General features: G+C 67.1%; 20 protein-coding genes. 13 read left to right on the top strand and 7 right to left on the bottom strand.

The features are described from left to right. Positions 1-32 precede the first annotated feature (32 nt). The 3 genes from K369_RS01125 to K369_RS01115 all read right to left on the bottom strand — a co-directional run bounded on the left by K369_RS01125 (position 33) and on the right by K369_RS01115 (position 3439). Entirely contained in the window at positions 33-908 is an 876-nt protein-coding gene (locus K369_RS01125; RefSeq protein WP_036286567.1) for an RNA polymerase factor sigma-32, read from the bottom strand. 199 nt (positions 909-1107) lie between these two features. Beyond that, complete coding sequence (locus tag K369_RS01120) at positions 1108-2631, bottom strand: M48 family metalloprotease (RefSeq protein WP_084570377.1); 1524 nt, start codon at positions 2629-2631, stop codon at positions 1108-1110. Continuing rightward, positions 2591-3439, bottom strand: a complete 849-nt coding sequence (locus K369_RS01115) for a thermonuclease family protein (RefSeq protein WP_245278048.1) — start codon at positions 3437-3439, stop codon at positions 2591-2593. The genes K369_RS01120 and K369_RS01115 overlap by 41 nt, the downstream gene beginning before the upstream one ends. Positions 3440-3616: 177 nt before the next feature. Here K369_RS01115 and ybgF point away from each other — a divergent pair, with 177 nt between their 5' ends. The 3 genes from ybgF to ftsH all read left to right on the top strand — a co-directional run bounded on the left by ybgF (position 3617) and on the right by ftsH (position 7876). Continuing rightward, positions 3617-4729 (top strand): tol-pal system protein YbgF, encoded by a 1113-nt coding sequence (ybgF, locus tag K369_RS01110; RefSeq protein WP_051948669.1) that lies wholly within the window; start codon positions 3617-3619, stop codon positions 4727-4729. 9 nt (positions 4730-4738) lie between these two features. Then, positions 4739-5746, top strand: coding sequence for a tRNA lysidine(34) synthetase TilS (gene tilS, locus K369_RS01105; RefSeq protein ID WP_036286563.1), 1008 nt, complete (start codon positions 4739-4741; stop codon positions 5744-5746). Between the two features lie 204 nt (positions 5747-5950). Then, complete coding sequence (gene ftsH / locus K369_RS01100) at positions 5951-7876, top strand: ATP-dependent zinc metalloprotease FtsH (protein WP_036286562.1); 1926 nt, start codon at positions 5951-5953, stop codon at positions 7874-7876. Positions 7877-8004: 128 nt separating this feature from the next. Here the strand turns inward: ftsH and K369_RS01095 are convergent, their stop codons facing one another. Both K369_RS01095 and arsC read right to left on the bottom strand, forming a co-directional pair. Further along, positions 8005-8334, bottom strand: a complete 330-nt coding sequence (locus K369_RS01095) for a YnfA family protein (protein WP_036287461.1) — start codon at positions 8332-8334, stop codon at positions 8005-8007. 8 nt (positions 8335-8342) lie between these two features. After that, positions 8343-8693 (bottom strand): arsenate reductase (glutaredoxin), encoded by a 351-nt coding sequence (gene arsC / locus K369_RS01090; protein ID WP_036286561.1) that lies wholly within the window; start codon positions 8691-8693, stop codon positions 8343-8345. A 300-nt stretch (positions 8694-8993) separates the two neighbouring features. On the opposite strand from arsC, the gene glmM reads away from it, so the two are divergent. From glmM to K369_RS01055, 7 genes are all read left to right on the top strand, one after another. Further along, a complete protein-coding gene (gene glmM / locus K369_RS01085) occupies positions 8994-10343 on the top strand; it encodes a phosphoglucosamine mutase (protein WP_036286559.1) in 1350 nt (449 codons plus the stop codon). Positions 10344-10596: 253 nt separating this feature from the next. After that, positions 10597-11400 carry an outer membrane protein gene (locus K369_RS01080; RefSeq protein ID WP_245278047.1) on the top strand — a complete coding sequence of 268 codons (804 nt, stop codon included), beginning with the start codon at positions 10597-10599 and terminating at the stop codon, positions 11398-11400. 142 nt (positions 11401-11542) lie between these two features. Then, positions 11543-13117: an exodeoxyribonuclease VII large subunit gene (gene xseA / locus K369_RS01075; RefSeq protein WP_036286552.1), complete on the top strand. Its 1575-nt coding sequence runs from the start codon at positions 11543-11545 to the stop codon at positions 13115-13117. 77 nt (positions 13118-13194) lie between these two features. Continuing rightward, positions 13195-13698, top strand: a complete 504-nt coding sequence (locus K369_RS01070; RefSeq protein ID WP_245278046.1) for a DUF2948 family protein — start codon at positions 13195-13197, stop codon at positions 13696-13698. A 28-nt stretch (positions 13699-13726) separates the two neighbouring features. Then, entirely contained in the window at positions 13727-15028 is a 1302-nt protein-coding gene (hisD, locus tag K369_RS01065) for a histidinol dehydrogenase (protein WP_036287455.1), read from the top strand. Then, entirely contained in the window at positions 14985-15509 is a 525-nt protein-coding gene (locus tag K369_RS01060) for a UPF0262 family protein (protein WP_018265915.1), read from the top strand. The genes hisD and K369_RS01060 overlap by 44 nt, the downstream gene beginning before the upstream one ends. A gap of 4 nt (positions 15510-15513) precedes the next feature. After that, positions 15514-15972 (top strand): low molecular weight phosphatase family protein, encoded by a 459-nt coding sequence (locus K369_RS01055; protein WP_036286549.1) that lies wholly within the window; start codon positions 15514-15516, stop codon positions 15970-15972. Positions 15973-16054: 82 nt separating this feature from the next. On the opposite strand, the gene K369_RS01050 is transcribed toward K369_RS01055, so the two are convergent. Beyond that, on the bottom strand, positions 16055-16465 hold the full coding sequence (locus tag K369_RS01050) for an MAPEG family protein (protein ID WP_051948666.1): 411 nt from the start codon (positions 16463-16465) through the stop codon (positions 16055-16057). Positions 16466-16778: 313 nt separating this feature from the next. On the opposite strand from K369_RS01050, the gene K369_RS25115 reads away from it, so the two are divergent. Then, complete coding sequence (locus K369_RS25115) at positions 16779-17228, top strand: helix-turn-helix domain-containing protein (protein WP_156967630.1); 450 nt, start codon at positions 16779-16781, stop codon at positions 17226-17228. Here K369_RS25115 and K369_RS01040 read toward each other — a convergent pair. Next, the gene (locus tag K369_RS01040) at positions 17110-18279 is read right to left on the bottom strand and encodes an amidase (protein WP_036286543.1); all 1170 of its coding nucleotides are present in this window, start codon (positions 18277-18279) and stop codon (positions 17110-17112) included. The two genes, K369_RS25115 and K369_RS01040, sit on opposite strands and share 119 nt — an antisense overlap. 131 nt (positions 18280-18410) lie before the next feature. Here K369_RS01040 and K369_RS01035 point away from each other — a divergent pair, with 131 nt between their 5' ends. After that, a complete protein-coding gene (locus K369_RS01035) occupies positions 18411-19109 on the top strand; it encodes an aquaporin (RefSeq protein ID WP_036287447.1) in 699 nt (232 codons plus the stop codon). A gap of 83 nt (positions 19110-19192) precedes the next feature. After that, positions 19193-19999 (top strand): cyclase family protein, encoded by an 807-nt coding sequence (locus K369_RS01030; protein WP_051948665.1) that lies wholly within the window; start codon positions 19193-19195, stop codon positions 19997-19999. Positions 20000-20001 lie beyond the last annotated feature (2 nt).

The following is a 20001-nucleotide window of genomic DNA, read 5'->3' as shown; positions in this document are numbered from 1 at the left end:
TTTTTTTTGGGGAAACGGCGAAGGCGGCGCGCTCACTCGGCGGCCGCGGCCGAGTCCGGCGTCTCCTGGGCTTTGGTCAGCGCCTTGCGCAGCTTGCACAGCGCGCGATTCTCGATCTGGCGCACGCGCTCCTTGGAAATGCCGAGACGATCGCCGAGCGATTCCAGCGTCACCAGGCTCTCGCTGAGCCGCCGCTCCTGCACGATGCGCAGCTCGCGCTCCGACAAGAGCTTCAGCGCATCGGCGAGCCAGCGCGCGCGACGATCGGAGTCGACGCGATCCTCGACGACCTCGTCCGGCAACGGCCGATCATCGACGAGAAAATCCATGCGCTCGGCGGAAGTGGAGGAATCGTCCTCCACCAATTGGCTGTTGAGCGAGACGTCGGAACCGGCGAGACGCGAGTTCATCAGCTCGACATCGGCGCGCGAGACGCCGATGGCGCCGGCGATGGCCTGAAAGGCGTCGCCCGCTTCCGACTGCGGCGCGTGCGCGAGCTTGGCGCGAAGCCGGCGAAGATTGAAGAACAGCGCCTTTTGCGAGGAGCTGGTGCCGCCGCGCACGATCGACCAATTGCGCAGCACATAGTCCTGGATCGAGGCGCGAATCCACCATGTCGCATAGGTGGAGAAGCGCACGTCGCGCTCCGGCGCGAAACGCGCGGCCGCCTCGAGCAAGCCGACATGCCCTTCCTGCACCAGATCGGCGACGGGCAGGCCGTAATGGCGAAAGCGCACGGCGAGCGCGATCACCAGCCGCATATGCGCGGAGGCGAGCTTGTCCAACGCATTCGTGTCCTTATGGTCTTTCCAGGCGACCGCCAGACGTTTCTCTTCCTCGCGTTCGAGAAAGGGCGCATCCATGGCCGCTTTTACGAGCTCGCGTCCAACTCCGGGCAAATAAGCCATTCTCGCTCTCCGGGGTGGCAGTCGCGCGCGAAAGGCTTTCGATCGAAGGGATCGATCGAGTAAAAAGCGCTGCGACGATGCCTCGATTGAGGAGAATCCCCGAGCGGCCACACAACCGGCGCCGCCGTCCGCCCCCCCGGGAATTCTAAGGCTTACAACATTTTCGGAGCGCGACGGTTCCATCCGCCGTGAGCGTTTCTCACTCGACGACGAGCTTGTATCTCTCGCCTGGCGTGAGGCGGCCTCCATGCTCGAGGCCGTTCAGCAATTGGAAATATTCGAGCGGACGATTGGGAACGACCATGCGCTGCGCCATGGATTCCGCGGTGTCGTCCGCGCCCGCGCTGACAATGGAGAGACGCAGCGGACGCGCGTCCAGCGATTCTTCCCAGCTCGAGCGTCGGAATGTCGCGACGGAGGCGGCGAAACGTCGCTCCGCCGCCTCGTCGAGCGCGCGTACGGCGAAAATCATTCGAAAGAGCTCGTCGTCGATCTGTATGACGGCGAGCTTGAAATTCCATTCGCCGGCGCGCGCGCTGGCGACCACCGCCGGCAATCCATTGACGTCGATGCGCTTCATCGATGAGCGCAGCAGCCCGTCCACCCAGCCCGATTCGACATAGGCCTCGAGCGTCTTGCCGACCGGCGCGCGAACACGGTCGAGCCGCAGCGCCTCGTCGTCGCCCTCCTTCACGCCGAAAACGGCCTCGCTCGAATTCTCGAGCAGAAAGCCTTCCGGCGCGACGAAGGAGAAGCGCAGCCGCGGATGCGCGAACTTGCGGCCGCGCACGAAGCCGTCATTGGGATCGTCGCCATAAGCGAGGCCGTTGATCGCGGCGAGATAGCCCTCGCGATCACGCGAGCCGACGCCGGGCGCGCTGATCTGGCGCGCCGCCGCGACCGCCTTGGCGATGCGATCGGGCGTCGAGGGATGCGTCGCCAATATGTCGAGGTCGGGCGTTTTCTTCTTGCCGTAGAGAACCGCGCGCAGCTCGGCCGATTTGCCGAGCGCGGCGAGGAAGCGCGACGCGCCGTACGGATCGAAGCCCGCGCGCGCCACCACGCGCACGCCGATGGCGTCGGCCTCCAGCTCCTGCAGCCGCGAGAAGCTCGCGAAGGAGAGCCGCTGCGAGGCGCGCACGTCATCGCCCTTTTGCTTGCTCTGGATAACGGCGGCGGCCTGGCTGATGACCTCCGCCTCGCGCTCGCGCTCGGCGCGCAGCGCGCTGTGCCGCGCGCTCACATGGGCGATCTCATGCGCCATCACCGCCGCCGCCTCGGAGGCGTCGCCGGCGAGCGCGAGCAGGCCGCGCGTGACATAGAGATTGCCGCTCGGCAGGGCGAAAGCGTTGACCACCGGCGTGTTGAGGATCGTCACGCGATAGGCGGCCTGGCCCGGCGTGTCGCTCGCCTGCGCGAGCTTGACCAATATTTCGTCGAGATAACGCTCCGCCACAGGGAAGCGATATTCGCCGCCGAATTGCGAAACCAGCTCCTTGTGCTCGGTGGTGGAAGGCTGCTCGCCGCCGACTGTGCGCGGCACGGCGGGGGGCAGCCGCGCATGTTGCGCGCCGCCGCCATTGAGCAGCTCGCCCTGCCGCTCGAGCTGAGCGCAGCCGGACAGGCCGAGAAGGACGAAGACCGCGAGAGCGGCGAGACGCGCGCCGGCCGCCGGCCGCACGTCACCGCCGGCCGGACGAGCCCAGGCCTTCGCCTCCGACACGCTCGTCGCCGAGGAGGAGCTCGATCTGCGCCGGAGAGAGGATCTCCATGCGCGGTCCAAAAGCTGTGTCAATCAATCCTCGCACGCGCACTCGCCGCCCCGTGAGCATTCTGGGCGACGTTCCGGCCCGCGCGAATGTCTCGAGATTGCGTTTCCAGATCACGACAGCGAAATCTCCGCGGCGCGGCCCGAAATTCAGATAGAGAGAGCCGCCCGCCTCGCCGATCGCGCCGACGACGCCCTCCACCAGAACCATTCCCTTCTTCCCGAAGAGCGTTTCGGGCCGGCCGGCGTCGAGGATGTGATACTCGCCCGAGGTCCAAAGTCCAAGCTTTCGTCTGCGCGCCTGCTCCTCCGCGGCGAGCAGCCCATTGCGGCAGGCGAATGCGGCCGGATCGGGGCGAAAGCGCGCGAGCCCGGCGCCGATCGCCGCTTCCGCCAGCGAGACGAGCGGCGCGTCGCTCCCCTCCCCTTCGACGAAGAGTCCCGCCGCAGCGGCTCCCCAGCGGCCCGGCGTCGCTGTCGGCGCGGCGAGGAAAACGAGCCGGCCGGCGTGCAAACGCTCGGCTAGGAAGCGCTGCAGGCTCGCGCGCGCGCCCACGCCCGGTGGTGGCTCGAGCCCCGAAAGGGTCAAGCGGCGGCCGTCCATCGTCCACAGCTCGAGATCGGCGCCCGGCGTCGCGATCTCGACCGGAACAGCGGATTCGAGCGCGCAGACGCCCGCCGCCTCCTGCGCCGAGACGGCGCCGGGCGCATGAAAGGCGCCCGCGCAGACGAAGAAGCGGGCGGCGTGGCGGAGCTTCGTCATTCCAGCGGACATTGCGAGCGAACATTGGAAGCAGGGGCGAAACAGTCGCGAGACTAGCGAGCATGACCGCACTTCGCCACATCTCGCGCGACGCTCGCCGCGGCTTCGTCAAATTTTGGTCGAAAGCCGGCTTATGCTACGCCTCGTCCCACTCCGCTCTCGCGATCGATTCCTCCCATGACCCTTTCGTCACGCTCCATTTTCGCCGGCGCCGCCCTCGGCGCCATGATGGCCGCAAGCACGGCGCTCGCCGCCGAATCCGATAATAGCTCTCGCCTCGACAAGCTCGGCCAGGGCATACAGAACATCGGCCAGAATATCGGCCGCCGTCTCGATGTGACGCAGCTATTCGGCCATCGCGATCCCGAGGAGGACGCCGCCGGCCGCGAGGCGAGCGCCTCGAGCGTGCGCATCGATCGGCTCGAGAACCAGATTCGCGCCCTCAACGGCCAGGTCGAGGAGCTGCAGCATAATGTGCGGCGGCTCGAGGAGCAGCTGCGGCGCGCTCAGGAGGGCGCGGCCTCCGCCCCTCCGCCGCAAGCGCCGCGCGTGGCGGCGACGCCGGAGACGTCCCTCCCCGGCCCGAGCTCTATCTCCCCGGTCGGACCGCGGCGCAACGACGCTCTCGACCCCGGGCCAACGCCGGGCGCGTCGGGCGGAACGCGCCACAATGACGCTTTCGACGCCGGCTCCAACCCCAATGCGCCGGGCGCGCCGCGTCCTCTCGGCTCGACGCCCCCGAGCGCGCCGCTGCCGGCGTCCGCCTCTGCAAACGGCCCCGATCTGCGCTCGCCGGGCGCTCCGCTCGATCTCGTCCATGGGCGGCTCGACGCGCCGGCGCCCCCGCCGGCCGTTCCGCCGACGCCCGGCCCTTCCGCCGCGCTCTCGCCGACGCCCACCGCGCCGCAGACGCCGAGGGATGAGTTCGACCTCGCCGTCGCCAAATTGCGTCAAGGCGAATATGAAGCCGCTGAAGTGGGTTTCGCCGGCTTTCTCACCCGAAACCCGAAGAGCCGGCTGGCGCCGCAGGCGATCTTCAACTTGGGCGAGAGCTACTTCTTGCGGAAGCGCTATCGCGAGGCGGCGGAGAAATATCTCGAGATCACCGCCAAGCATTCGGCGTCGCCGCAGGGGCCGGAGGCCATGCTGCGTCTCGGCCAATCGCTGCATGAGATCGGCGCGAACGAGCAGGCCTGCGCCTCCTTCGGCGAGATCGCGGTGAAATATCCGGGCGCGCCGGCGCGGGTGAAAGAAATCGCTCAGCAGGAAAGCAAGAAGGTGCGATGCTGACGGGCGCAAATGCCCGCTGAGCCGCCGCTTCCCGATCCAGACCATGCGCTGGCGCCCCTCGCCGGCCATGACGCTCTGCTGCTCGCCGTCTCCGGCGGGCCGGATTCCATCGCCCTCGCCCTGCTCGCGGCGCGCTGGACGCTCCGCGCGCAAAAGCGCGTCGAGATCGCCACCGTCGACCATGGGTTGCGCGCCGAAGCGGCGCAGGAGGCGGCGCAGGTCGGCGAATGGGCGCGCGCTTTGGGATTTGCTCATCATATTTTGCGGTGGGAGGGCGAAAAGCCCGCCACCCGCATTCAGGAGCGCGCGCGAGAGGCGCGCTATCGCCTGCTCTGCGCGCGCGCGCGGGAGATCGGCGCGAGCGCCATCGTCACCGCCCATCACGCCGACGATCAGGCCGAGACCGCGCTGTTTCGGCTGACGCGCGGCAGCGGCGTCGCCGGGCTCGCGGCCATGACCATGGAGTCGCGCGTGGACGGGCTGGCGCTGCTGCGGCCGCTGCTTCATTTTCGCAAGACGGAACTGGAGCGCCTCTGCGCCGCCGCGGAACATGCTTTCATCCGCGATCCCTCCAATGAGAACCCCGCCTATGCGCGCGTGCGGCTGCGCCGTCTGGCCGCTACTCTGGCCGCGGAAGGGCTGGACGCAGAGGCGCTGCTGCGCCTTTCCGCCCGCGCCGCCCGCGCCGAGGAGGCGCTCGCCTGGTCCGCCGCGCGCGCTGCGCTGGAGCTTTCGGCCGAGCGCGGCCCGGGACTGTTTCGCGCCGAGGCCGCGGCTCTGCGCGCGCTGCCGCGCGAGCTGCTGCTGCGCCTGCTGGCGACCGAGATCGCCCGCATCGGCGGCGGCGAGCCGCGGCTCGAGCGTCTGGAGCGCGCCGTCGAAAGGCTGGCGGCGGCGCTGACGGCCGAAGGGCGCTTCAAGACGACATTGGGCGGGGCGTGCCTCACATTGGCCGGCGGCGCTCTCGCGATCACGCCCGAGCCCCCCCGACGCGCCGAGATCGCGCCACGGCCGTAAAAAAGCCACTGCGCTTCGATCGTATGAGCCTCGGCGACACGCCCCTTCGCGCTGCGAAACGCAGGCGACGCGCGCATCGCGAGACGGCGAGAACGTTGCGGCGAGGCGATCTCTTGGCAATCGCTTCCGACGCGCCTAGATTACAAGAAACGACTTCTGTTTTCCGGGATGGCCCCGGCGGAATCGTCATTCGCAAGGTTCGACATGAACGCAAACTTCAGGAACATCGCTCTCTGGGCGATCATCGGGCTGCTCGTCGTGGCGCTCGTCATGCTGTTCCAGCAGCCGGGTCAGCGGACTCCGATCCGCGATATCACCTTCAGCGAATTGCTCACGCAGATCGATCAGGGCCGCGTCCACGATGTGACGATCGCCGGCAATGAGATCACCGGGCACTTCTCCGACAATCGGCCGTTCTCGACCTATGCGCCCAATGATCCGTCGCTCGTGCAGCACCTGACCGCGAAGAATGTCGCCATCAGCGCGCGTCCGCCGGCCGACGGCAACAGCTGGCTGATGACTCTGCTCATCAACGGCCTGCCGCTCATCGCTTTCCTCGGCGTGTGGATCTTCCTGTCGCGCCAGATGCAGGGCGGCGCCGGGCGCGCCATGGGCTTCGGCAAGTCCAAGGCCAAGCTGCTGACGGAAACGCAAGGCCGCGTCACTTTCGAGGACGTCGCCGGCGTCGACGAGGCCAAGGAGGATTTGCAGGAGATCGTCGAATTCCTGCGCGATCCGCAGAAGTTCCAGCGCCTCGGCGGCCGCATTCCGCGCGGCGTGCTGCTCGTCGGACCGCCCGGCACGGGTAAGACTTTGCTCGCGCGCGCCATCGCCGGCGAGGCGAATGTCCCCTTCTTCACCATCTCCGGCTCGGACTTCGTCGAAATGTTCGTCGGCGTCGGCGCCTCCCGCGTGCGCGACATGTTCGAGCAGGCGAAGAAGAACGCGCCCTGCATCATCTTCGTCGACGAGATCGACGCGGTGGGTCGTCACCGCGGCGCGGGGCTCGGCGGCGGCAATGACGAGCGCGAGCAGACCTTGAACCAGCTGCTCGTCGAGATGGACGGTTTCGAGGCCAATGAGGGCATCATCCTCATCGCCGCGACCAACCGTCCCGACGTGCTCGATCCTGCGCTGATGCGTCCGGGCCGCTTCGATCGTCAGATCAATGTGCCGAACCCGGACTTCATCGGCCGCGAGAAGATCCTCAAGGTTCACGCCCGCAAGGTGCCGCTGGCGCCGGATGTGGATCTCAAGGTCGTCGCGCGCGGCACGCCGGGCTTCTCGGGCGCCGATCTGATGAACTTGGTGAACGAGGCCGCTCTGCTGGCGGCGCGTCGCAGCAAGCGCATCGTCACGCGGCAGGAGTTCGAGGACTCGCGCGACAAGATCATGATGGGCGCCGAGCGTCGCACTCTGGTGATGTCGGAGGAGGAGAAGCGCCTCACCGCTTTCCACGAGGGCGGCCATGCGCTGGTGCAGCTCAACATGCCGGGCTCCATCCCGATCCATAAGGCGACGATCATCCCGCGCGGCCGCGCGCTGGGCATGGTGCAGGGCCTGCCGGAACGCGACCAGATCTCGCAGAGCTACGAGCAGCTCAAAGCCATGCTCGCATTGGCGATGGGCGGACGCGTCGCGGAGGAGCTGGTGTTCGGCCACGACAAGGTGACGTCGGGCGCCGCGAGCGACATTCAGCAATGCACGCGCATCGCGCGGGCGATGGTGACGCAGCTCGGCTTCTCCGACAAGCTCGGCACGGTTGCTTACGCCGAGCCGCAGCAGGAGCAGTTCCTCGGCTATTCGATGGGCCGCACGCAGACGCTCTCCGAGGCGACGCAGCAGACGATCGACTCGGAAGTGCGGCGTCTGGTGCAGGAAGGCTATGACGACGCCAAGCGCATCCTCACCGAGAAGCGCGCCGACCTCGACGTGCTGGCCAATGGCCTGCTCGAGTTCGAGACGCTGACCGGCGATGAGCTGATCGGCCTCCTGCAAGGCAAGCGCCCCGTGCGCGAGGATGTGCCGCCGGCCACGCCGCCGGCCCGCCCCTCGCCGGTGCCGTCGACGGGCCGCACCCGGCCTTCGCCGGAGCCCGATGCGGGCGGTCTGGAGCCGCATCCGGTCTGATCGCCACGAAATGAGACAAGATCGGAAGCCCGGCTCCAAAGGCCGGGCTTCTTCTTTTTCCAGCGGCCACCACGCCTCGGGCGCACTGCTCGTCACCTCCACCCTGGGCGCTCGTCTGACCGGCGCGCTCATCCGCGCGGGGCGAAGAGAATGAGGCCCGCCCCCGCGAGACAGATCGCCGCGCCGGCCATGTCCCAATGGTCCGGCCTCACGCCCTCGACCGCCCACAGCCAGAGCAGCGAGGCGGCGATATAGACGCCGCCATAGGCCGCATAGGCGCGGCCGGCGGCGTCCGTCTCGACGCGGGTCAGCAGAAAGGCGAAGGCAAAGAGCGAAAGCGCCCCCGGCGCGAGCCAGAGCGGCGATCTGCCGAGCCGCGCCCAGGCCCAAAAGGCATAGCAGCCGCCGATCTCGGCGAAGGCGGCGCCGATATAGGCGAGGAGCGTCGCCGCGCCGATCGGACCGCTCACGCGAGCAGCGTTTCGACCGCCTCCGGCGGGCGGCACAGCACGGCCTTGTCGCCGATGACGACGATCGGCCGCTCGATCAAAATCGGATTCTTCTCGATCGCGTCGAAAATCGCCTCGTCCTTCACAGAAAGGTCGCCGAGGCCGAGCTCCTCATAGGGCGTGCCGCGCTTCCGCAGAATGTCTCGTACGCCCTTGCCCATCTGCTTCAGCAGCGCCTTCAGCGTCTTTCGGTCCGGCGGCGTTTTCAGATATTGCACGATCTCCGGCTCGAGCCCGGCCTCCTTCAGCCGCGCCAGCACCTTGCGAGACGTGCCGCAGGCGGGATTATGGTAGATGACGACCTTCATCGAGCCCCCCGGATCATGTTAGCTTGCACGAGCATAGCCCCGTCCGCTCGGAGAGCGAAGCGGCGGCGCGGCGCGTTCCGGGCCGCGTTCGGGAATACGCATTAACCACAGGACGCGAAAGGCGATGGAAGCGGCCAGTATGGATCACGATATTTCTTCATATCCTTTTCCGATCATGCCCGCAGGGTCGGCGTTTGGACCGAAAACGCCCACAATCTCGAGTTCGACTGGCGCCGCAGCGGCGGCTCTCTCGCCCTTCCGGCGCCGCCGCCCGCGCCGTTTCCCGGAGAACGACAAGCAATGACGCGCAGCTATTTCGGCACCGACGGCATTCGCGGACGCGCCAATCAGAAGATCACGCCCGAGCTCGCCCTGAAGGTTGGCCAGGCGGCCGGCCTCGTGTTCAATCGCGACAGCGAGAGGCGCCACCGCGTCGTCATCGGTAAGGACACGCGGCTCTCCGGATATATGATCGAATATGCGCTGGTCGCCGGCTTCACCTCCGTCGGCATGGAGGTGCTGCTGCTCGGCCCCATGCCGACGCCGGCCGTCGCCATGCTGACGCGCTCCATGCGCGCCGATCTCGGCGTGATGATCTCGGCCTCGCACAATCTCTACGAGGACAATGGCATCAAGCTGTTCGGCCCGGACGCCTATAAGCTCTCCGACGAGACCGAGGCGGCGATCGAGAAGCTGCTCGACCGCGATCTGACCAGCCGGCTCGCCGGGCCGCACGAGCTCGGCCGCGCCAAGCGCGTCGAGGACGTGCGCGCCCGCTATATCGAATACGCCAAGCGCACGCTGCCGCGGAACATGAGCTTCGAGGGGATGCGCGTCGTGCTCGATTGCGCCAATGGCGCCGCCTATAAGGTGGCGCCGGAAGCGCTATGGGAGCTCGGCGCCGAGGTCATCACCATCGGCGACCAGCCCGACGGCTTCAACATCAATCGCGACGTCGGCTCGACCGCCCCGCAAGCGCTGCGCGACAAGGTGCGCGAGATGCGCGCCGATGTGGGCATTGCGCTCGACGGCGACGCTGATCGCGTCATCATGGTCGACGAGCTCGGCCATGTGATCGATGGCGATCAGCTGATGGCCGTGGTCGCGCGCAGCTGGCGCGACGAGGGACTGCTCGCCAAGCCCGGCGTTGTCGCCACCATCATGTCCAATCTCGGCTTCGAGCGCCATTTGCAGGGGCTCGGATTGAATCTCGAACGCACGGCCGTCGGCGACCGCTATGTCATCGAGCGCATGCGCGAGCTCGGCTACAATCTCGGCGGCGAGCAGTCGGGCCATGTGATCCTCTCCGATTACGGCACCACCGGCGACGGACTCGTCACCGCCATGCAGGCGCTCGCCGCGGTCAAAAAGCTGAATCGCAATGTGAGCGAGGTGTGCCGCTGCTTCGAGCCGCTGCCGCAAGTGCTCAAAAATGTGCGGGCGCGCGGCGCGCGGGCGCTGGAGCAGGAACCCGTCGTCGCAGCGATCGAGGCGGGACGCCGCCGCCTCGAGGGCTCGGGGCGCCTCGTCATCCGCCCCTCGGGCACAGAGCCGGTCATTCGCGTGATGGGCGAAGGCGACGATCCGGAGATCGTCGGCAGCGTCGTGGACGATATTTGCGACGCGCTCACGCGGGCGGAAGCGGCGTGACGTTTCGAGCGAGCAGCGAATAGAGCGTAGCGAGTAGCCGATTTGCTACTCGCCGTTCTCTCCTTGCTCTCACATAGGTACATCGACAGTAAGGTTAACTCCACTTTAAGCGTTCTCGCTCAATCTTCCTTCACATTGGCGAAAGCCAAGGGTCCGCGCCGCGGTCCTCTATCGTGAAGGGAAGATATTTATGGGCAAGACCAGAGCCCTCCTCATAGCGGCCGCGATCGCTTCCGCCATGAGCGCAGGCCCCATGAGCACTGGCGCATTCGCCGCCGATCTGCTGCTCCCGCCGCCTCCGCCGATCGTGGAGCCGCCGCCGCCCGCCGATTTCGGCGGCTGGTATCTGCGCGGCGACGTCGGCGTCGGCGTCAATCAGATTTCCGATCTGCGCTCGACCTTCAGTCCGACCGTGACGGTGATCGCCCCGCAATTCGAACAGCGTTCGATCGGCGACAGCGCCTTCATCGGCGCCGGCGTCGGCTATCAGTTCAACAGCTGGTTTCGCGCCGATGTGACCGGTGAATATCGCACCGCCTCCAATTATCGCTCGACGCAGAGCTACACCGACATTTGGACCGCCAATTGCGGATTCGTCGGCGCGCGCTGCCAAGACATCTACAATGCGCAGCATCGCGCGGCCGTCTTTCTCGCCAATGGCTATGTCGATCTCGGAACCTGGTGGGGCATAACGCCCTATGTCGGCGGCGGCGTCGGCGTCGCCGTGAACTGGCTCGACAATCTCACCGACTACGGACCCCAGACCGGCGGCTATGGCGCCGCCCGGGATTCGAGCCGCGCCAATTTCGCCTGGGCCGTCGGCGCGGGCCTCGCCTACAATGTCACGCCCAATTTCAAGGTCGAGCTCGGCTATCGCTATCTCGACATGGGCAGGTTCCAGACCAATGTGATCGGCTGCGCCGCCGCCGGCTGCGCGGGCGAGCGCCAGTATTTCGACGTCTCCTCGCACGACATTCGCCTGGGATTCCGCTACGCGTTGCTGGCGCCGCCGCCAGTGCTGCTGGCGCCTCCCGGCCCGCTGGTCCGCAAATACTGACCCGAAAGGTCTTCTCCGAAGACTCTGGGCGCGCGGCTCGCGAGAGCCGCGCGCCTTTTGTTTGCGTGTGCGCCGTCGCAATCCTCTGGACGAACGCCCGGTCCCCCTCGCGAGACGGCGTAAAATCGGCCATATCTCCCTCATGGCCAAGCGTCCCGCCAAATCCCCCGCCCCCGAGGGCGATGATCCCGCCCCGCCGCTCGCCGCCGGGCCGAATGTGCCGGAGCTTTCCGTCTCCGAGCTCGCCAATGCGCTCAAACGCACGGTGGAGGATCGCTTCGGCCATGTGCGGGTGCGCGGCGAGATCACCAATTATCGGGGGCCGCATTCCTCCGGCCACGTCTATTTCAGCCTGAAGGACCAGAACGCCCGCCTCGACGCCGTGATCTGGAAGATGACCTTCCTGCGCCTGCGCGTGAAGCCGCAGGAGGGGCTCGAGGTCGTCGCCACCGGCAAGATCAGCACATTTCCGGGCAAATCCTCCTATCAGATCGTCATCGAGACTCTGGAGCCGGCCGGCGCCGGCGCGCTGATGGCGCTGCTCGACGAGCGTCGCAAGCGCCTCGCCGCCGAGGGGCTGTTCGACGCCGAGCGCAAAAAGCCCCTGCCCTTTCTGCCCCTCGTCGTGGGCGTCGTCACCTCGCCGACCGGCGCGGTGATTCGCGACATATTGCACCGGCTGCTCGATCGCTTTCCGCGCCGCGTGCTGGTCTGGCCGGTTCGCGTGCAGGGGGAGACCTGCGCGGCCGAGGTCGCCGCGGCGATCGACGGCTTCAACGCTTTGCCCGCAGGCGGGCCTATTCCACGGCCGGATGTGCTGATCGTCGCGCGCGGCGGCGGCTCGCTCGAGGATTTGTTCGGCTTCAATGAAGAGATCGTGGTGCGCGCAGCGGCGGCGAGCGCCATTCCGCTGGTCTCGGCCATCGGCCATGAGACCGACACCACGCTCATCGATTTCGCCGCCGATCTTCGCGCCCCCACCCCCACGGGCGCCGCGGAAAAATGCGTGCCGGTGCGCGCCGAGCTGATCGAGCAGACGGCCAATCTCGCCCGCCGCCTCGGCGGGGCGGAGCGGCGGCTTCTCGACGCCAACCGTCGCCAGCTCGCCTCGCTGCAGCGTGTGCTGCCGGCGGGGGCGCAATTGTTGCTCGCTCCCGCCCAGCGCGCCGATCGCGCCGGCGAGCGGCTGCGCGGCAATTTGCGACGCGCGCTGGACGGCAGGCGGCTCGCGCTCTCGCGCGTCTCCCATGTGCTGGCCCGCCATTCCCCGCAGGCGGAGCTGGCGCGCGCCTCCGAGCGGCTGAAGGGCCTGCACGCCCGCCTGCGCCAGGGCCTCGCCGCCCGCCTCGCCCTCTCCCGCCGGGAGGCCGAGGGCGCGCAGAGGCGGCTCGACCATGCCGAGCAGCGGCTGCGCTCGGCCTTCATCCGCATTTTGGACGAGCGGCAGGCGCGGCTCGACCGGCTCGACCAGCTACGCAAGACGCTCGGCTATGAGCAGGTGCTGGCGCGCGGCTTCGCCCTGGTGCGCGACGAGACGGGCGCGCTGCTGCGGCAGGCGTCGGACGTCGCGCCGGGCCAAAGGCTGGACGTGCAATTTTCCGACGGCCATATCGCCGCGCAGGCGGACGGGGACGCGCCGTCGCCTGCTCCGGCCCCCGCCGCCCGGCCGAAGCGCGGAAAGGACAAGGGCGGCGGCGACCAGGGGTCACTCTTTTGAAACCACGCGGCAAACTTCCACTCGGCGTGCGCCATCGCCTCAGCGGCGCGGTTGCGCAGCGAAACGGCGCTCGCCATATGCTCGAACAGGAGGCCCGCTCCATGTTCAAGCGCTCGTCATCGCCACAGCACGATGGTCTGAGGCTCCAGGCAATGGACGCCGAGGACCTCTCCTGCCTCTCCGCTTTGCTTCAGGACGCGCTGGTCCGCGTCGGGGACATCGCCTTTCTGCCCGAGCAGCGGCGCTTCGCCTTTCTCGGCTGCCGCTATGATTGGGCCGCCGCCGAGCAGGGCAAACGCGAGCGCTGCCATTCCGGCGTCCATTTCGACGGGGTGCGGCGGGTGCGCCAGCTCAAAATCCCGCGCGCCGAGCCCGAAGCGATTTTGGACCTTCTCGCCGTCACCTTCGAGCCCGCCGCCGAGCCTCCCGGGGGCGTCGTCACGCTGATTTTCGCCGGCGGAGCGGCGATTTCCCTGGATGTGGAATGCGTCGAGGCCCGCCTTCAGGACCTCGGTCCGCGCTGGGCCGCGAAGGCCTGTCCGTCACATGAGCTTGACGAAGACGGCGAGGGAGGGTCATGACAACCGGAAATACCGGTTGGAGAAGAACATGACTTGGCGATTGGATGCGTCGGCGGCGGATTTCGAGGAGCGCTTCACCGCGCTGCTGGCGACGAAGCGCGAGGCCGCCCAGGACGTCGACGACACCGTCCGCGGCATTATCGAGGATGTGGCCGCCCGCGGCGACGCGGCGCTGATCGACTATTCCAAGCGCTTCGACCATATCGACCTCGCGCAGACCGGCATAGCGCTGACGAAAGCCGAGATCGACGCGGCAGAGGCCAAGGTCCCGAAGGAGACGCTCGAAGCGCTCGACCTCGCCCACGCCCGCATCAAAGCCTTCCACGAGCGCCAGCGGCCGCAGGACCTGCGCTATAAGGACGAGGCCGGCGTCGAGCTCGGCTGGCGCTGGAGCGCGCTCGAATCGGTCGGCCTCTATGTGCCGGGCGGCACCGCCTCCTACCCCTCCTCCGTGCTGATGAACGCCGTGCCGGCCAAGGTGGCGGGCGTCGATCGGCTGGTGATGGTGGTCCCCGCCCCGCATGGGGTGATCGACCCGCTCGTGCTGGCCGCCGCCAAGCGCGCCGGCGTCGACGAGGTCTATCGCGTCGGCGGCGCGCAGGCCGTCGCGGCGCTCGCCTATGGCACAAAGACCATTCGCCCCGTGGCCAAGATCGTCGGCCCCGGCAACGCCTGGGTGGCCGCCGCCAAGCGCCGCGTCTTCGGCCTCGTCGGCATAGACATGATCGCCGGCCCTTCGGAAATTCTCGTGCTCGCCGACAAGACCGCCAATCCCGATTGGGTGGCGATCGATCTGCTCGCCCAGGCGGAGCACGACGAATCGGCGCAGTCGATCCTCATCACCGACGATCCCGCCTTCGCCGACGCCGCCGCCGCCGCCGTCGAGCGCCAGCTGGCGACGCTGTCGCGCTTCGAGATCGCCTCCAAGAGCTGGCGCGACTATGGCGCGATCATCGTGACCAAGAGCCTCGCCGCTTCCATTCCGCTCGCCGACCGCATCGCGGCCGAGCATTTGGAGATCGTCTCGGAAGACGCCGAGGAATTGGCCGCCAAGGTGCGCAACGCCGGCGCGATCTTTATCGGCGCCTATACGCCGGAGGCGATCGGCGATTATGTCGGCGGCTCCAATCACGTTCTGCCGACGGCGCGCTCGGCGCGCTTCTCGTCGGGCCTCAGCGTGCTGGATTTCGTGAAGCGCACGTCGATCTTGAAGTGCGACGCCGCCTCGCTGAAGGCGATCGGCCCCGCCGCCGTCGCTCTCGGCGACGCCGAGCGGCTGCAGGCGCATGCGCGCTCTGTGGCCGTGCGCCTCGATCAGCGCGGGGCGTGAGGTGGCGACGAGCGCGACCAAGCGGCTGATCTCCGTCACGCTCGATGAGGCATCCATCGGGCGCGGCACCGCGGATCAGGAGCATGAGCGCGCCATCGCCATCTATGATCTCATCGAGGACAACAGCTTCGCGCTGGAAGGGCATGACGGCGGGCCTTACGCCCTCGTCATCGCCCTGCATGACGCCAAGCTCGTCTTCGACGTCCGCGACGAGGCCGGCGCCACCATCGTCACGCATATTTTATCGCTGACGCCCTTCAAGCGCCTGCTGAAAGACTATTTTCTCGTTTGCGAGACCTATTACGCCGCGATCCGCACCGCGACGCCGAGCCGGATCGAGGCGATCGACATGGGCCGGCGCGGGCTGCACAATGAAGGCGCGGCCCTGCTCGCCGAACGGCTGAAGGGCAAGATCGACTGCGACACGGACACTGCGCGCCGCCTCTTCACGCTGGTCACGGCCCTGCACTGGAAGGGCTGAGCCCATGCCGGACGAAGGCGGACCCGTATCACGGCCGAGCGCCGTGCTGTTCGCCTGCACGCAGAACGCCGTGCGCTCGCCCATGGCCGAGGCGCTGGGGCGACATTATTTCGGCCGCGAGATCTATTTCGCCTCCGCCGGCCTGAAGCGCGGCGAGCCCGATCCTTTCGCCATCGCCGCGATGGACGAGCTCGGCGTCGACATCTCCCGCCACAAGCCGCACACATTCGAGGATTTGGAAGATTCCAACTTCGATCTCATCGTGACCTTGTCGCCGGAGTCGCATCACAAGGCGCTGGAGTTCACGCGCACAATGGCGGTCGACGTCGTCTATTGGCCGACGCTCGACGCCACCGCGACCAGCGGCTCGCGCGAGACGATTTTGGATTCTTATCGCGCCGTGCGGGATTCACTGTCGAAGCGCATTTTGAAGCTGCTGTCGGTGGAGCATGGATCGGATTGACCGCCGAAGCGAGCGAGCCTGAAGGCTCGCGGTCCCAGGGCGCGCGCCGGACCGCGAGCCTTCAAGCTCGCATCGTCCACAATCACCCACGCGCCAGAATGGCGAAGAGCAGCGTGAGCTGACAGAAGAAGCCGATGAGGAACATCGGCGTGCGCAGCCATGGCAGGCCGAGCGTGTAGACGACATAATGCGCGGCGCGCGAGGCGAAGAACAAGAGCGCCGCCAGCGCCGTCGCCGACGTGCCGCCGCCGACGATCTGAATCGCCAATGCGAGCACAGCGAAGACGACGAGATTTTCGATCATATTCGTGTGAGCGTTTTTGGCGCGCAGCGCCCATGGCGCCTTGGTCGCGACCTCATGCCGAGGATCGCTGAATGTCGCGATCGGCCCCAGCTCCAATATGCGCTGCAGAATATAGGGAATCCACAAGACCGAGGCGAGGCCGGCGGTCAGCACGGTCCAATAGAGCTCGGGAGAAATTGCGTTGGTCATAGCGTGTCGCGCTCCTCATTCGTCGAAGACGAGAGGCAAGCTAGCGAAGCGCATCGTATTGGTGAAGTACGCAGAAATATCGCCTATACTGACATGCTATGTCGATACGGCAATAAATGATACTAACGTCGAATGGAGGGCGCATCCACCCTCCCCTATAGGGGGAGGGTCGGCCGGCGATAGCCGGACGGGGTGGGGTTCAACGGCGAAGACTCGGGGCGTCACCCCCTCCCGAGCGCATTCGCGCTCGACCTCCCCCCTCGAGGGGGAGGTGGAAACGCCGCCCTCGGCGAGAAATTGGGAGCACCGTCACATGCGCAAGCAGCGGCACGTAGAATATGACGAATGCCCGATCGAGGGCGCGATGGATATCATCGGCGGCAAGTGGAAGCCGTCGATCCTGTTTCGTCTCGCCGATGGAACCAAGCGCTTTTCCGAATTGCAGCGGCTGCTGAAAACGATCACGCAGCGCACGCTCACCCAGCAATTGCGCGATCTCGAGCGCGATCGCATGATCTCGCGCCATGTCTATGCGGAAGTGCCGCCGCGCGTCGAATACAGCCTCACCGAGCGCGGCCGCTCACTGGAGCCGGTTCTGGCGCTCTTGTTCCGCTGGGGCGTCGACAATGTGCTGGCGGAAAAGGCTACAGAAGCTCGACAAGCCCCCGCGCCGCGGCGATCAGCCGACGGTCCGACCAGCGCGGGCCGATCAGCGAAATCCCGAGCGGCGGCGCGCCCGCGGGCCGCGAAAGCGGAACGCTGATCTGCGGCAGGCCGAAGAAGCTCGCGAAGAGAAACGTGCGGAACATCCGATAGCGCTTGGCGTCGAGCTCGTCCTCGCTTTCGTCCAGCCGCGGCGAGGCGAAAGGCGTCGTCGGAACGACGATGAGGCTGTTCTCGCCGAACATCTCGGCGACGCGCGCGCGCGCGTCGCGACGAAAAGCGTCGGCCTCGGCTTTGGCGGCAGGCGTCACTTTCGACGCCATGTCGAAGCGCTCTGCAATGCCGGGGCCGAATTGCGGATGTTCCGCCGCGATCCAAGCGCCATGCGCGCCCCAGGCCTCAAAGGCTTGGAGATTGCGGAAATGACGCAGCGACTCGGTCCAGAACTCTTCGCCGAGCGCCGCGTCTCGCTCGGAAAATCCTTGCGCGACGATGGCGCGCGCCGGGGCCATGGCGGCGGCGGTCTCGGCGTCGCATTGCGCGAAAGCCTCATCGAGGAAGACGGCCTCCTCGAATGCGCCTTGCGTGAGATCGCGCGGCAGCAGCGCATCGCCGACCCGCGCCATGAGATCTATATCGCGCGCGAACCAGCCGATGACGTCGAGCGAGGCGGCGAGCGGAACGACGCCATTCACGCTGATCGCGCCATGCGAGGAGCGAAATCCGTAAATTCCGCAAAAGGCCGCCGGCGCGCGGCAGGAGCCGGCCGTATCCGTGCCGAGCGCGAAATCGGCGAGCCCAGCGGCGACGGCGGAAGCCGAGCCAGAGGAGGAGCCGCCCGGATGGCGATCCGGCGCGGCGGGATTTTTCGGCGTTCCGTAATGGGCGTTGGCGCCGAGCAGACTATAGGCCATCTCGTCCATATGCGCCTTGCCGACGAGCCGCGCGCCGCAGGCGAGCAGCCGATCGACGACGGGCGCATTCATCGCCGCGGCCGCGTGAGTCGCGGCCCATATCGGCTGGCCATTGGCGGAGACGAGGCCCTCGACGTCTATGTTCTCCTTGACGACGAAGCGCGCGCCCGAAAGCGGCCCCTGCGCCGAAGCCGAAACATCGAGCGAATGCGTCAGAGCGGACGAAGAGCCCGACATTCCGTTTCCTCCCATCGAGCGCCGCGCGATTATTCATTGCCGGTTCATCGCCGATGCTGATTTTCGACGACGATCCGACTTTTGCAAGATGCGGATTGAATTTTCACGAAACGACAGGTGCGGAAATGACAATCAAGAAATATGTCGCCGAGGCGATCGGCGCAGGCGCTCTGGTGCTGCTCGGATGCGGCTCGGTGACGCTGGGCGAGCTCGGCGGCGTGCTGGGCTCGACGCAAGGGATCGGCCCGCTCGCCGTGCTGCCCATCGCCTTCGCCTTCGGCCTCACCGTAACCGCCTTCGCTTATGGCATAGGCCCGGTCTCGGGCTGCCACATCAATCCGGCGGTCTCGATCGGCGTCTGGTCCGCGGGACGGCTCTCGACGTTCAATCTGATCGGCTACATCATCGCGCAATGTCTCGGCGCCATCGCCGGCGCGGCGATCCTCTATGCGATATTGAAAGGCCGCGAAGGCGGATATGACGTCGCCGCCGCCGGCCTCGGTCAGAATGGCTGGAGCAATATTTCGACGGCCTCGGCCTTTCTGGCGGAATTCGTCGGCACATTCCTGTTTCTCGTCGTCATCCTCGGCGCGACCTCGACCAATGGCGGCACCGCCTCGGCGGGCGTGGCCATCGGCCTCGCCCTCGTCGTCATCCATATCGCGCTCATTCGCGTGACCGGCACGTCGGTCAATCCGGCGCGCTCGCTCGGCCCGGCGGTGTTCGTCGGCGGCAAGGCGCTGGAGCAGCTGTGGCTGTTCTTCGCGGCTCCGCTGCTCGGCGGGCTGACAGCCGGCCTGCTGTTCCGCTGGCGCAGCCTGGAGCCCTGACGGGATCGCTCCGGCCTCCACACGATTGAGCCGGAGCTTTCGCGCATGGCAGGATCGCTCCTCTTTCACGAGGAGATCGATCGATGGCGCATCACCCGATCCGCGGCTTCGCTCTGGCCGCAATTTTCTCATCCCTGATCGCGGCGCCGGCCTTCGGCCAGAGCCTCGATCTCTCCAAATCGACCATCGTCGATCTCACCCATCCCTTCGACGCCAAGACCATTTATTGGCCGACCTCGCCCTCCGGCTTCGAGCTCAAATCGCTGCATAATGGCCTCACCGAGCGCGGCTATTTCTATGCGGCGAACAGCTTCTGCTCGCCCGAGCATGGCGGCACCCACCTCGACGCGCCGTTGCATTTCGCGCGCGGCCATTGGACGAACGCCGAAATTCCGGTCGATCGCTTCGTCGGGCCGGCCTTCGTCATCGATGTGAGCGCCAAGGCCGCCGCCGATCCCGATTACTTGCTGACGCCGGAAGACATCGCCGAATGGGAGGACGCGCATGGGCGCATTCCGCAAGGCGCCATCGTGCTGCTGCGCACCGGCTGGAGCGCGCGCTGGAGCGACCGCAAGGCCTATCTCGGCGATGATGCGCCCGGCGACGCCACACATCTGCATTTCCCCGGCTATGGCGCGCAGGCGGCGGCGCTGCTCGTCGTCGATCGCCGCGCCAAGCTCATCGGCATAGACACGGCGAGCGTGGACCATGGCCCGTCGCAGGATTTTCTTGTGCATCGCATCGTCGCCGGCGCCGACGCCGCCGGGCTCGAGAATCTCGACAATCTCGACAAATTGCCGGCGACCGGCGCGGTGGTCTTCGCTCTGCCGATGAAGATTTCCGGCGGCACCGGCGGGCCGGCGCGCATCGTCGCCGTCGTGGCGCAATGAGC

This window comes from Methylosinus sp. PW1, assembly GCF_000745215.1.
Lineage (GTDB): Bacteria > Pseudomonadota > Alphaproteobacteria > Rhizobiales > Beijerinckiaceae > Methylosinus.
Note: the sequence above shows the minus strand (reverse complement) of the source record. Positions and strands in the feature narration are given on the sequence as shown.